The following is a 13,971-nucleotide window of genomic DNA, read 5'->3' as shown; positions in this document are numbered from 1 at the left end:
GGTGCGTTTTATGAAGAAAGGCATTATTCCCGCGATAACAGGGTTAGTTGCAGGTGTATTAGCATCAACTGTTTTCTTCGCACAGACTGATGTTGGACCAAGGTCAGTTGCGAATACATCTTCAACAACAAAATCTAACGCTGAAAAGGTTTATGTACCGTTTGGGGAACATGATGAGTACTATTTATTTGCATCTGGTGGACACTCAGGTCAAATGTTCATTTACGGCGTTCCATCGATGAGACATATTCGTACAGTACCAGTGTTCTCGCAAGACTCAGCAACAGGTTACGGCTGGTCTGAAGAATCAAAAAAACTGATGGGTGAATATACATGGGGTGACCTTCATCACCCAGCATTTTCTGAAACAAAAGGTATATACGACGGCAAATGGATGTTTGCAACAGACGTAGCAAATAGTCGTGCAGCTGTCATGGATTTAAAAACATTTACAGTAAAAGATATTATTAATGTACCAAATACGAGTGGACCGCACTGTGCTGCGTTCGTTACCGAAAATACAGAATACATGTTCTTGCCAACTCGTTTCTCAGTGCCATTAGGCAGTGAGTATGCATCATTAGATGAGTACAGCGAAAAATATTATGGCGTTATGAGTGCTGTTCAATTTGATGAGCAGAATGTGAAACTTGGAGTATCTTGGCAAGTGGCACTTCCACCATGGAGCTATGACTTATCAGATGCTGGTAAAGGTCCTTCGCATGGCTGGGGTGTAATTACAACTTATAACACTGAGGAAGCAACAACTACTTTGGAAATTAATGCGTCTCAAGCAGACCGTGATTTTATCGTGTTATTTAACTGGAAAGAGCTGGAGAAAATGGTGGCTGACGGTCAATATGAAGATGTAAATGGTCAAAAAGTAATCTTCCCTGACAAGCATAAAGGCGGCATTTACTTAGTACCAGTTGCTAAATCTCCGCACGGTGTTGACGTAACACCAGATGGTACAAGATTTATCGCATCGGGTAAACTAGCACCAGCAATGACAGTATTTTCATTTGAAAAAGCGTTTAAAGCGATTGAAAACAAAGATTTTTCTGACGAAAAGTATGGTATGCCTGTCTTAAACTATGAATCAGTAATGGAAAGAGAAGTAAACCCGGAAAATGCTCTTGGACCACTTCATACTCAATTTGATGACAAAGGAATGGCATATACAACAATGTTCATTTCTTCAGAAATCGTGAAATGGGATCCAAATACTGGTGAAACTTTAGACCGTGTTCCTGTACAATATTCACCAGGTCACTCAGTTGCAGCGGAAGGTGACTCAGCGTCACCGCATGGTAAGTATATTATCGCCTTAAACAAAATTGCGAAGGATTCTTACTTATCAGTTGGTCCTTCACATCCAGAATCAATGCAATTAATCGACTTAACTGGACCTAAGATGGAAATTATTCAATCAGCACCAGTAAACCCAGAACCACACTATGCACAAATGATTAAAGCTGATAAGATTAAAACAATTACGGTCTATGATAAAGACCCGTCAAATCCAGATGCTGTATATAGCCAAGATCAAACAAGAATTGAACGTAATGGCAATAAGGTGGATGTGTACGGTATTGCGATGCGCTCAAGGTTTATCTTTGATGCAAAAGCACAACGTCCAGACGTAATTGAAGTCAATGAAGGTGATGAAGTAACAATTCATTTAACAAATATCGACTTTGACCAAGATATCACACATGGCTTTGCAATTAACAAATACGACACGAACTTTGAAGTACAGCCAGGGCAAACGGAAACAATCAAATTTAAGGCTAATAAAGCAGGCACATATCCGATATATTGTTCTAACTTCTGTTCTGCTTTACACCAAGAAATGACTGGCTACTTATTAGTTAAACCAAAAAAATAGCAAAAGACGGGAGTACGATTAAGTACTCCCCTCTTTTTAATACTTAATATGGGGTGATAGGTATGACCAAGAAACTATCAGTACCTTCGATGATTTTATTAATTATTGCAGCAGGGTTGTTTGTTACCTCCATTTTCTTTCCATGGTGGGGGATGAGGTTTTTTGCACCACAATATCCTGAAGGACTAGATATCATTGTTTATCCGTATAAATTGGAAGATGCAAACGATGTTGCAATTATTAATGGTTTAAATCATTATATTGGTATGCCAGAATTTAGTGAAGAGAACTTTCCAGAACTAGGATATCTTTCTTATCTTATTGGCGGACTGGCTTTATTAACATTCGTTGTTGGAGTTATGCGTAACAAAAAGCTATTGATAGGGTTAATTAGTTTATTCATCGTAGGCGGGGGATTAGGTATATACGATATTCATCGTTGGTTGAAAAGCTATGGAACAAATTTAGACCCTATGGCTCCAATCAAAGTACCACCATTTGTTCCACCTATCATTGGGGAAAATACGATTGCGAATTTTGTTACTCATAGTTACTTCTCAACTGGATTTTTTATGATTGGCATTGCATTTATTCTAATGATTATTCCACTTTGGAAGGATAGAGTAAAATGAGGATTCGTAAGGTGCAAAACAATTGCAAAAGACTATGGATTTCACCATTTATGGTGAAAATCCAAGCCTTTGTTATTGCTGTGTTTGCTATGCTAGGAATTAGTAGTATTGCAATTGCAGACGAGTCATTGCAGAGCTTAATTGACCAAACGCCTGCGAATGGGACACTTCAGCTTGAAGGAAAAACATATGAAGGCAATATTACTATTTCTTCGCCAATTACTATCATTGGCACGGAAAAAACAGTTGTAAGAGGTGAAGGAAAAGGGAACGTCATTACTGTTAAAGCCTCCAATGTGACATTGAAAAATTTTACTGTAACAAATAGCGGTCAAGACCGTAATTCTGGTGAGGAATACGCAGGCGTTAAACTTATGAAAGATGGAAATATTGTCGATGGAATTAAAACAATCGATTGTTTCCATGGTATTTATTTAAGTCAATCCCACAATAATATCGTCAAGAATGTCACTGTTATTGGCAGACAAAATGGCGAAATAGCCGGCCAAGGCAATGGCATCCAGCTTTATTATTCAAATGATAATGAACTTATCAATAATTATATTGATGGAACGCGTGATGGAATTTTCTTTGACTATTCAATGGGAAATATTTCCAAGGGTAATGAAATTCACCATACTCGGTATGGTCTTCATTATATGTATTCGAATCAAAATGAATTTTACAGAAATATCTTTACGTTTAATACTGGTGGCGCAGCCATCATGGAGTCAAGAGGAACAATTTTAGAAGATAATCAGTTTACATTGAATCAAGGGACACGTTCCTATGGATTGCTTTTATTATCAAGTGATGACACAGTGATCACAAATAATCTGTTTTTTCAAAACCAACGTGGCATTTACATGGATCAATCACTAAAAGCAATCGTAAGTGATAATGAATTTTTGCAAAACCAAATTGGTATTGAAGTATGGGCTTCATCCGCAGACCAAGTATTTAGCGGCAATAAATTCACGAATAATATTGCAGCTGTGTTAGCGCTTGGTGGAAAAGATAACAACCAATGGTTTGAAGGTGAACGCGGAAATTATTGGGGTAGTACGAATCCGGTACTTGATTTAGATCAAAATGGAATTGGCGATTATCCTATTGAGTATAAATCTTCACTATATAAATTAGTAGAAGATAATGAATTAGCCTATTTGTTTTTAAACAGCCCTGCCATCAAAATATACGAAAAAATGAATGAAGTATTAAATAAACAAGAAGTGATGGTTACCGACCAATATCCATTAATTGATAACGGAACAACAATGGGCACTAGCTATATGTATATTACTTTAATATTACTTTTATTGATTGCAGGAAATGTTTATTGGAGAAAACAAAGGAGAAGAGCACAATGAATTATATTTGGAAGGAATGGAAGGAACAATCGAGAGGTAAAGGCATATGGCTGGCACTAGCGATGATTATTCTTTTATCATTCTTTATTCTACTAGAAGCACGTTCATTGCCATCTGAGCAGGGTTTTACTGTTTTTCTCTTATCTTTATTCGAAATGAATGTTTTTATATTACCGCTATTAAGTATATTTATTGCTTCTTTTTCTATTATTCAAGAAAAAGAACTAAAAACTTTAATGATATTAACAACGAAGCAGGAGTCGTTTCAAAGCTTTTTATTTAAGAAAAGCATGGCTGTTCAAGCTGTTATATTAGGTGTTTTTGTTGCTTGGTATATTGTCTTTGCAGTTGTAATGAAGTTTTTCTTCTATTTCAATGTAAGCTTTTTTATAGCTTTTCTACTTTCAATCATATTCTTGCTTATTATTTTTAATCAAATTGGCTTATTTTTAGGTAGCATTTGTAATACAAGGATGCAACTAATAGGTGCTAATATCTTTACATGGTTTTTATTCGTCTATTTAGCAGATTTATTATTCCTATATTTATTGCCAACAGTAAACTATGATAATGTCCAAGTATTTTCGGTCTTTTTCTTTTTAGACCCAATTCATACGATTCCTTTTTATTTAGAAACATCTTTAGGAGTTTTTTCGTTAGACCATATGTCACGACTAATGGAAAAAATGGTCTGGGCGTCACCAGTATTGTTTTTAGTAATTGATGTTGTTATTTGGGTCGTTCTATCTTTCGTGCTTAGCATTCTATTAAAACGAAAGGGTGAAAGAATATGATTGAGATTCATGATGTATCCCATTCCTATCAGAAAAAAAAGGTGCTTGATTCGGTAAACCTAGTCGTTGAAAAAAATGAATTATGTGCGTTAGTAGGACGAAATGGTGCTGGGAAATCGACGCTTATTCATTTAATGTTAGATTTATTACCGTTGAAAACAGGAACGATTCATTTGAATGGCATTCCCGTTCAAAAAAATGGATGGAAGAAAACAGTCTCTTATTTGCCTGAGAAGTTTCAATTATATCCTAATCTTACAGGTGAAGAAAATATCCGCTTTTTTGCTTCTTTAGAAAACGGCAATGTTGATGAGGAAAAATTAGCGGAAAAATTGCAGCTTGTTCGTCTTTGGGATGATCGCAAAGAGCAAGTTTCAGGCTATTCAAAGGGGATGTTGCAGCGACTTGGTTTAGCTGTCATGCTTTATTTTGATACAGAACTGTTAATTTTAGATGAGCCGACAAGTGGACTCGATCCGATTGGCAGAATTGAGATTTTATCAATTTTAAAATCTTTAAAGGATAAAACAATCTTACTGTCATCACATCATATTGATGAAATCAACCAAATTTGCTCCCATGTTGCCTATTTAAAGGATGGGAAGATGGAAAAGTATACAGTTGGTGATTTTGAAACAAAAATATTAAATGAAGGAGCACTTGCATGAAAAAACTACTAACATTCTTGATGGGATTATTTGTACTTTCTAGTTGCGGCAATAGTAGCTATAATGTCGAACTAGTAGACACACCAGTGTTCATGCCAGATTCAGCATCAAAAGTATCGTTCAAAATCACAGAAGGTGAAAAGCTTGCTACAGGGCTAGAGGTAAAGGCCAGCTTTGAAATGGAAAAGATGGACCATGGCTCCCTTCAAGTAAATCTAAAAGAACAAGGTGAAGGTGTTTACGGTGGAGATGTACATCTACCAATGGGTGGCGATTGGCAGGCGTTATTGACAATTACAAACGGAAAAGATACAAAAGAAAAGATGGTTACATTTACTGTTGAAGAAGGCAAAACAGCAGCTACTGAATTGCCAGCGGACGTTGTGGCCACTGTAAACGGTGAAAAGATTAGTATTGAGGATTTGGAATTTTATGAGTTAATTAATAAAATTCAAATCGAAATGTACCGTGAAGCTGATAATGCAAAATATAATGGGAAAGATTTAGAACAAGCAATGAAGTATTGGGATGCACAAGAAGCATCCCTTAAAAACAAAAATACATTGTTAACACAAATTATTAGGCTACGTGCAATGGCTTTATTATCTGAAGAAAAAGGCCATAAAGCATCTGATGATGAAATATTTGCAAAGTTAAACGAAACGAGAAATTCATATCGGAATAGCCCTGTTGCCCAAAAAATGATTAAAGAGTACGGCGAAGAAAAATTTTGGGCTATTCAAGAAAAGCAACAACAGGCAATTGTGTTAGTTTCGAAGGTGCAGCAAGATGTGATTAACAACGTGAAGAAAGCAAATCCAAAGGCCGAATTAAAAGAGGTCAACATGCTAGCGGAAAAGAAATACGAAGAATTATTAGTTTCACAGGTGGGTACTTTAGACATTAAAATTAATAAACTATAGGAAGCGGGGGACGATTCTCTGGAGTAAGCAAGAGAACCGTCCGAGATCACTGAAAAAATTGAGCCATTTCAAACTTATTGTCCTAGAATCACTTTTATTGTCCAATAAGAGTCATTTATTGTCGAGTTTAGGCAACTTATTGTCCGCCCTAGGCCATTTATTGTCCGATTACCATATATTTGAAATATATATGGATTATGAAAGCTACTTTTTCAGTGGTCTTGAACCGGCCCCTGCTTCCTTTTAATAATCATCAATAGATAGCTTCGGCGAATCGTGCATATCTTCTAGTAAAAATGTAACGGCTTCTTCCTTCGTCTGAACAACTGGGAAGATTAATGTTAATTTCGTAATGTTAAATAGTTGTAAAATGGATTTGTTGTTAATGATCACGACCATGCGATTTTGGCTATTCTTTAATTTCCTGGCAATACTAACCAATATTCCAAACCCTGTACTATCAATGAAATCGACATTTTGTAAATCAATAATATAGCCGTCACAATCTAAAAGCAGCGAAAATACTTGTTCTCTTATTCTTTCCGTTTCGCCGTAAAGGAGAGACCCAGAGAATATAATTCTTTGAAAGCCGTGAATCATGTCCGATTTGATTTCAACCTTGTTCTTGTCAAACATATATTTTTTCTCCAGTCATGTTCATTTTCATATTCAAAACATTCCTGCCTTTCTCATCCCTGCAAAACGACCACTCATCTATAATTTCATTAATAATTAAGAAACCTCTTCCATTTTCCTCCCACAATATGTCATCAAACGAGCGAGAAGTTATATCTTCAAGTACTAGATTTGAAATTTCTTCACCATAGTTTTTTATAATAAACTCGATATAATCATTATTCTTGTTAATTGCAAATGTCATATTGGCTTCGTCGTCGGAGTACCTTAAAGCATTAATTAACCCTTCATTAACAGCAAAGCAAATTTTTGTTTGAACATCTTCCTCCAAATGCTGCAACGCTTCTCTACTAAGTTTTTGCAAAAACGGAAGGTAAGTGTTCATAGATGGACAATCAACCATCAAATTAAAATTTTGGATTCCCATAAATCTTCACCTCTTATACTTGGAATCTTCTAATTTCACTTTGAAGTTCCTCCGCTAATTTAGCCAAGGCTAGTGAACTGGATGACATTTCTTCAACGGTTGCCGATTGTTCCTCAGCAGAAGCAGCCACTTCTTCCGCAGAAGCTGCTGTATCTTCAGTAATCGTCGCTACAGTTTGTACAGATTTTAATACTTTATCGGCAATTTTCCCTAGTGTAAATAATACTTGCTGAAGCTCTTGGACACTTACTTCTGTTTCTTCTACATTTTGGACGATTTCTTTAAGAGAATCTCCACCTTTTTGAATAATATTAACCTGTCCTTGAACAGCTGTTAAATTACTTTCCATCGTCCTCACTGTTACCGATGTCTCTGATTGAATTGACTCAATTAATTGTATGATTCGACTTGCCGCCATATTCGATTGTTCCGCTAATTTTCTTACCTCTGCAGCAACAACGGCAAATCCTTTTCCTTGCTCTCCCGCTCTAGCTGCTTCAATAGCTGCATTAAGCGCTAATAAATTCGTTTGTTCAGAAATGTCCGTAATTACTTTAATTATGCCGCCGATTTCATCTGACCTTTTCCCTAGCTTTTGGATTGAATCTGTCGCAAATTGGACCGTTCTTGTTACATCACCTAAACGGCTAATAGCCTCTGAAATAGCTGCATTTCCATCGCTGGCAAATATTGTTGATGCATGTGCTTGTTTCAATGTTTCTGTTACCTTCTCATTACCAATATCAACTTGTGATTTAGTGTCTATTATCATTTCTAACATATTGCTTACTTGATCAGATTGTTGTGTTGCACCAGAGGCAACACCATTAATTGTAGTGGCAATTTGCATAGCTGTCTGTTCTGTCTCATCTGCGCTAGCTGACAGCTGTTCTGAAGAACTAGCCAATTGCTCTACTGCTTCCTGACTCTTTTTAATCATGACTGAAAAAGAGTCAGCCATATGGTTAAAAGCATTCCCAACTAATCGTAATTCATCTTGTGACTTTATCCTTGTCCTAATTGTTAAATTCCCTTTAGCCATCTCGCTAGAGGTTGCTACTAAATTATTAACTGTTTCTTTTACAGATATAAAAAACGAAATGACTAAGTAACCTGCAATAAGAAATAAAGCGACTACTACAGTAGCTAGAAGCAGTTTTTTCGTCTCTAATTGATTAACTCGCTCTAGTAAAAGCCCGTTTAGTAGTTGTGTTTCATGGTTATATAAAGCAAAATTTGCATCAATTGACTTCGTTGCTAACTCAAAAAACTGCTGGCCTTCAATATCGATTGTTTTAATAATTCTATTTTCAAAAACATTAAGAAATGCTGTTGTTTCCTGCTTCGCAGCTTGAAATGTTTTTTCTAACTCTTTCCCAATAGTTGGATTTTCTAGATGGATTATTTCATAAGCACGTTCTAAATTTTGGGACGTTTCGCGAATAGAGCTCATATAGGAAATAAGTTGAACTCTTTCGTCATTAGTTAGTGCTTTTTTGTTCGCAACTGTTAGCCCATTAGCTCGTGCTTTCCCCATTGTTTCAGTTAACAGTGGTAATTGATTAATAGTCGATTCCCTTAAATAACTCGCTTCAATAAGTGGAGTAACTGTAAGCTTAGAGGCATCTGCAGTATCTTTAATCAATTCAAGCGTTCCAATCGTAATTTCCGTATGGGCATTAAAGCTTTCTTGTGCTTTCATTGAAAAAACGTCACTATTAATTGTGTTCCATTTATTTTTGAGTTCTGTCCATTGCGTTGTTGTATCGAACTTCGTTCCAACAACTTTATCAATTTGATCAATTTTTGTTATTTCATTTGTAAGCTGTTTTTGCTTTTCTTCAATCAGCGCTTTAAAAGTTTGGTCACCATTCAAATAGCCTGAAGACATCCCACGGTGTTGCTGCATATATTGTAAAAAAGTTTTTAGTTCATTATTATAGTTGGCACCATCTACTGCATCCTGTGCATCGTGAATATCATTATTAATTTCCATAAGTAAAAAATAGGAAAGCAATATTAATGGGACGAGAACAATAAAAGCCAGAATAGCAAATTTCCCTGAATATTTAAACTTATTTATTAAGTAGATTCCTGGAGCAAACATCCATTTCATCAACATCCCCCTCCAATTCCAACTTGCCTTTCTACCTATTTTACTGTTTATATAGGATAAATATCGTGATGAATCTCACGTTTCCTTTTAAAGTTTTGAATATTTTAGAAAGCAGGGGACGGTTCGAGACCACTGAAAAAGTAGCTTTCATAATCCATATATATTTCAAATATATGGTAATCGGACAATAAATGGCCTAGGACGGACAATAAGTTGCCTAAACTCGACAATAAATGACTCTTATTGGACAATAAAAGTGATTCTAGGACAATGAGTTTGAAATGGCTCAATTTTTTCAGTGGTCTCGCCAGTTCTCTTGCTTCCTACCCCGCTTTCTAGTTTTTTTCGAGCACTTTTAAAGTCTTTTTAAAACTAATAAAATATAATTTTGATTTTATTAAAACGGTCAATAATAAAAGTTCTAAGCTGCTTCGAAGTCCACGTTCAATTCTTGTCTTTTCCTCTTGAATTAACTCAAAATAAATATCTTCAATCTTTTCATTATTAAAAAAATCCCTATTTTTCTTCTGCACTTTTAAAATACTTTCAATTTGACAAACTAATTCACGGTTAGATAATTTTCGAATCAACCTACTCACCTCTAAGAAGAACTTTCGTCATATTACTGTATAACTATTATTATATTGAAAAGGAATAGGTAAAGGAGTTAATAATATCACATATTTTTTGAAAAATCTTTGAATTTTTTTCTTTTGTCTACCTTCGCTCCTAATAGCGGTGTTTCCGGCGGTAAACTGATACTTCTTTATCCCGAATTATCCAACTGTCGTTGCTGCAATTTCGATTGGCATACTGATTCGTACGTTTGTTCTTTAAATATTGATAATTATCCGTAATAATCGAAAATTTAAAACTTAATAATATACCTAGAATAAAAAAAAAAAACGAGTATAATGAAGGTGAAATAGCTTCCAAGAAATTTACAGCTTGATTGTTGGCTTATTTTATCGTACTAAGGGAGAGGAACTACTATGAATAATAATGGACAATTTAGGGTGGAAAAAGATTTTCTTGGTGAGAAGTCAGTACCAGTGAATGCTTATTATGGGGTTCAAACAATGCGGGCAATTGAAAACTTCCCAATCACTGGATACAAAATTGACGAAGCATTAATTATAGCAATGGCGATTGTTAAAAAAAGCTCAGCTCTTGCAAATAATGCCATTGGTCAGTTAGATGAGAAAATAGCGAACGCAATCGTTAAAGCTGCTGATGAAATTATCGAAGGTAAATTACATGGAGAGTTTATTGTTGACCCAATCCAAGGTGGTGCGGGAACATCGATTAATATGAATACAAATGAAGTCATCGCTAACCGCGCATTAGAGATGATTGGTGAAGAGAAAGGCAATTATAAAGTAATTAGCCCTAATACACATGTCAATATGGCACAATCAACAAATGATTCATTCCCAACAGCTATACATCTTTCCACTCTTGCAACAGTAGATAAACTTCTACTTGTTATGGAGGATTTACATGCAGAGTTCCTAAGAAAGGCTGAAGAATTTGATGATATCATTAAAATGGGCCGGACACATTTACAGGATGCGGTACCAATTCGCTTAGGACAAGAATTTGAAGCATATGCACGTGTGTTAAGACGAGATATTAATCGCATTAGCAAAACTCGCGAAAATTTATATGAAGTAAATATGGGGGCGACGGCCGTAGGCACTGGCTTGAATGCTGATCCGAATTATATAGAGAAAGTTGTGAGCTACCTCGCCGAATTTAGTGGGCAGCCGTTAGTAGGAGCTCAAAATCTTGTAGACGGTACGCAAAATACAGATTGCTATCTTGAAGTATCTGCTGCTTTGAAAATCTGTATGATGAATATGTCCAAGATAGCAAATGATTTCCGAATAATGACTTCTGGTCCACGTTGTGGATTTGGAGAAATTAACTTGCCAGCACGTCAACCGGGATCTTCTATCATGCCGGGAAAGGTAAATCCAGTTATGGCGGAAGTTTTAAATCAAAGTGCATTCCAAGTAGCAGGTAATGATCTGACGATTACGATGGCATGTGAAGCAGGACAATTTGAATTGAACGTGATGGAGCCGGTTGTTATTTTTAACTTATTACAATCAATCAAGGTGATGACAAATGTATTTACAGTGTTCCGTGAGCATTGTCTAAGCGGGATAACAGCTAATAAAGAAAAAATGCAAGATTATGTAAATAATAGTGTAGGCATTATAACGGCCATTAACCCTCATGTTGGTTATGAAACAGCAGCTTCAATTGCCAAGGAAGCGATTGCTTCTAGACGACCTGTAAGGGAAATTGTTCTCGAAAGAGGAGTATTAACAACCGAGGAGCTTGATACCATTTTGCAGCCGTTTGAAATGACCCATCCGGGCATTGCTGGAAAAGAACTTTTAGATAAGAAAAACGATGAACAAAAAAAGGATAATATTGTTACAGTTTGAACATTGTAAAAGCCGACTACTAAGTCGGCTTTTCTAATGAATATTTTTCTAATAAGATTTCCTTTCAGAATGAACATGAAATTTGTATAATTAAGGAAAACGTAGAAACGGGGGTAAAAAAGTGGGGGAATATATAAACGAGCAAAAGATAACATATATAAATTCCGAAACAGGTAAAAAATTAACGACAACAGTTGAAACAGACGAAGCAGGAGCGCAGTTGGATAGTTATTCGAATGTACGTAACAAATTACTAACATTAATCATGATGGAAGTTAAAAATGATGTCACGAATCGTCAAGATTTCGAGGCAGCTGTTGATAAAATCTATCAAGACTTTAAAGTTAGATTTGAAACTTTACATGATCATAATCTTTTAAATTTATTGGAACATGCCATTCAGGATATTAGAAAAATAGAATTCCAGGTTCATGATTAACTTGAATAATACAAGTATATGACGTAAAATTTCTTTATATATAATTACGATATCCCAACTTTTAAAAGAGAAAGGGCAGTAAAAATGATTACTACGTCAGCTATACATCAACTAATAGAAAAAGATGATTTTTACCATTATTCGCAATCCTTATATAGCACAAATGACTGGTCAAGAATTGGGGCAGAAATATTGCTGCGGTCACATATAGGAGAAGCAGACATGATTTTTAGACAAGCTAAAATAGTTCATAAACTTTTTGAGCTTGAAACAAAGTCAATTGAAAAGGTTTTAAAAACTTACAACTCCGAAGAAAATACATTAAAAGATCTCTTATTCATAAATATCTTCCCAACTACGATTTTGCATCCTGATTTTCCTGAATTTATAAACAAGATGTCAATCCAATATGCATCCACGAAACATAATATTGTATTTGAAATCGTCAATACTGATTATGTAGAAAATCTTTCTGCTTTAAAAGAAAGGATTACCCACTTAAAGGAATTAGGCTATCTGATTGCTATTGATGATATTGGAAAAGGCTGGTCTTCCCTTGATATGATTATCGAGCTCGAACCGAATTTTATTAAACTTGATCGCTTTTTTTCACGAAATCTATCGAATTCACAGCCTAAACAGCAAATGATTAAATCGCTTATAAACTATGCTCATAATTACAATATAAAAGTAGTGTTAGTTGGAATTGAACAGGAAACGGATTTATCGATTGCTAAATATTTAGGTATTGATATTTGCCAAGGCTTTTTATTAGATAAGCCGAAGCCAATATCAGCCACCGGGAATAGTTGATATTTAATATTTAATAAAGAAAAAACTCTGTTAAGCAATAAGTATCACTTTAACAGAGTTTTTTGTCGTTATAGAAAAGATGGAGACTACCGGGCTCGAACCGGCGACCTCAACACTGCCAGTGTTGCACTCTCCCAACTGAGCTAAGCCCCCAAAATCATAACTATCATCACTATTGTAATTGTAAAAGCTAAAAATGTAAAGCGAAGGGCGTTAAGAATGGTCTCAAAGAAAAAAGGCTAGACACGAAAATGATTGTGGCTTAGCCTTGGTTACTCAATCTTATCGTTATGGTTTGCTTCATCTTCATTATTAGGTGTTGCGGCATATTTATCAAGGAAGTGAAATGAAAAAATTAAAACTAACAGTCCAAAGAGCGGAATAATAAAACTAATGATGTTCTTAATCATAGTTCAAATACCTCCTTAATTTATGTAGCTACCCAATATTTGTTTTCGTGTAGTAAGTGTTGTAACGATTTATTCATAATTATATGAAAGCGTTGCCAAAATATATCAGTTGCATACTTAAAGTTTTCAAAAAAAGTTCACAATTTCATATTGACTCTCTTGGGTCGGAGTGTTATACTTGAAAAGTCGCTGTTGTGACTGGGGTATTTATTAGATTTTAAAATAAAAGAATAAAATCTATTGACTTCTACGAAATAGTTTGATATTATAATAAATGTCGCTAAAACAAAGCGAAATAAAATGTTCTTTGAAAACTAAACAAAATGTCAAGCGTGCAAAAAAAAGGTTGGATAGTAGAATCCAACAACCAAGTCAGTAAAAATTTTGAGCAATCAAACC

General features: G+C 35.2%; 14 protein-coding genes and 1 tRNA gene. 9 read left to right on the top strand and 6 right to left on the bottom strand.

Features of this window, described 5'->3' with window-relative positions; genetic code table 11:
• The first annotated feature begins 10 nt into the window (after positions 1-10).
• The 6 genes from nosZ to GX497_00510 all read left to right on the top strand — a co-directional run bounded on the left by nosZ (position 11) and on the right by GX497_00510 (position 6,275).
• Complete coding sequence (gene nosZ, locus GX497_00535; GenBank protein ID HHY71721.1) at positions 11-1,888, top strand: Sec-dependent nitrous-oxide reductase; 1,878 nt, start codon at positions 11-13, stop codon at positions 1,886-1,888.
• A 62-nt stretch (positions 1,889-1,950) separates the two neighbouring features.
• Complete coding sequence (locus GX497_00530) at positions 1,951-2,520, top strand: hypothetical protein (protein HHY71720.1); 570 nt, start codon at positions 1,951-1,953, stop codon at positions 2,518-2,520.
• Positions 2,521-2,573: 53 nt separating this feature from the next.
• Complete coding sequence (nosD, locus tag GX497_00525; GenBank protein HHY71719.1) at positions 2,574-3,890, top strand: nitrous oxide reductase family maturation protein NosD; 1,317 nt, start codon at positions 2,574-2,576, stop codon at positions 3,888-3,890.
• A complete protein-coding gene (locus tag GX497_00520; protein HHY71718.1) occupies positions 3,887-4,684 on the top strand; it encodes a copper ABC transporter permease in 798 nt (265 codons plus the stop codon). The genes nosD and GX497_00520 overlap by 4 nt, the downstream gene beginning before the upstream one ends.
• Entirely contained in the window at positions 4,681-5,352 is a 672-nt protein-coding gene (locus tag GX497_00515) for an ABC transporter ATP-binding protein (protein HHY71717.1), read from the top strand. The genes GX497_00520 and GX497_00515 overlap by 4 nt, the downstream gene beginning before the upstream one ends.
• Positions 5,349-6,275 carry a hypothetical protein gene (locus GX497_00510; protein ID HHY71716.1) on the top strand — a complete coding sequence of 309 codons (927 nt, stop codon included), beginning with the start codon at positions 5,349-5,351 and terminating at the stop codon, positions 6,273-6,275. The genes GX497_00515 and GX497_00510 overlap by 4 nt, the downstream gene beginning before the upstream one ends.
• Positions 6,276-6,518: 243 nt before the next feature.
• On the opposite strand, the gene GX497_00505 is transcribed toward GX497_00510, so the two are convergent.
• From GX497_00505 to GX497_00490, 4 genes are all read right to left on the bottom strand, one after another.
• On the bottom strand, positions 6,519-6,911 hold the full coding sequence (locus GX497_00505) for an STAS domain-containing protein (protein HHY71715.1): 393 nt from the start codon (positions 6,909-6,911) through the stop codon (positions 6,519-6,521).
• Positions 6,904-7,338 (bottom strand): ATP-binding protein, encoded by a 435-nt coding sequence (locus GX497_00500; GenBank protein HHY71714.1) that lies wholly within the window; start codon positions 7,336-7,338, stop codon positions 6,904-6,906. The genes GX497_00505 and GX497_00500 overlap by 8 nt, the downstream gene beginning before the upstream one ends.
• 13 nt (positions 7,339-7,351) lie before the next feature.
• On the bottom strand, positions 7,352-9,454 hold the full coding sequence (locus GX497_00495) for a methyl-accepting chemotaxis protein (GenBank protein ID HHY71713.1): 2,103 nt from the start codon (positions 9,452-9,454) through the stop codon (positions 7,352-7,354).
• Between the two features lie 335 nt (positions 9,455-9,789).
• Complete coding sequence (locus tag GX497_00490) at positions 9,790-10,044, bottom strand: hypothetical protein (protein HHY71712.1); 255 nt, start codon at positions 10,042-10,044, stop codon at positions 9,790-9,792.
• 402 nt (positions 10,045-10,446) lie between these two features.
• On the opposite strand from GX497_00490, the gene aspA reads away from it, so the two are divergent.
• The 3 genes from aspA (at position 10,447) to GX497_00475 (ending at position 13,162) form a co-directional block, all read left to right on the top strand.
• Positions 10,447-11,910 carry an aspartate ammonia-lyase gene (gene aspA / locus GX497_00485; GenBank protein HHY71711.1) on the top strand — a complete coding sequence of 488 codons (1,464 nt, stop codon included), beginning with the start codon at positions 10,447-10,449 and terminating at the stop codon, positions 11,908-11,910.
• Positions 11,911-12,031: 121 nt separating this feature from the next.
• Entirely contained in the window at positions 12,032-12,349 is a 318-nt protein-coding gene (locus GX497_00480) for a hypothetical protein (GenBank protein ID HHY71710.1), read from the top strand.
• 84 nt (positions 12,350-12,433) lie between these two features.
• Positions 12,434-13,162: an EAL domain-containing protein gene (locus GX497_00475; GenBank protein ID HHY71709.1), complete on the top strand. Its 729-nt coding sequence runs from the start codon at positions 12,434-12,436 to the stop codon at positions 13,160-13,162.
• 80 nt (positions 13,163-13,242) lie between these two features.
• On the opposite strand, the gene GX497_00470 is transcribed toward GX497_00475, so the two are convergent.
• A tRNA-Ala gene (locus tag GX497_00470) sits at positions 13,243-13,315 on the bottom strand.
• 119 nt (positions 13,316-13,434) lie between these two features.
• A complete protein-coding gene (locus tag GX497_00465; GenBank protein HHY71708.1) occupies positions 13,435-13,572 on the bottom strand; it encodes a hypothetical protein in 138 nt (45 codons plus the stop codon).
• Between the last annotated feature and the right edge of the window lie 399 nt (positions 13,573-13,971).

The sequence above is a fragment of the Bacillus sp. (in: firmicutes) genome (genome assembly GCA_012842745.1).
Classification (GTDB): Bacteria; Bacillota; Bacilli; order Bacillales; family Bacillaceae_J; genus Schinkia.
Note: the sequence above shows the minus strand (reverse complement) of the source record. Positions and strands in the feature narration are given on the sequence as shown.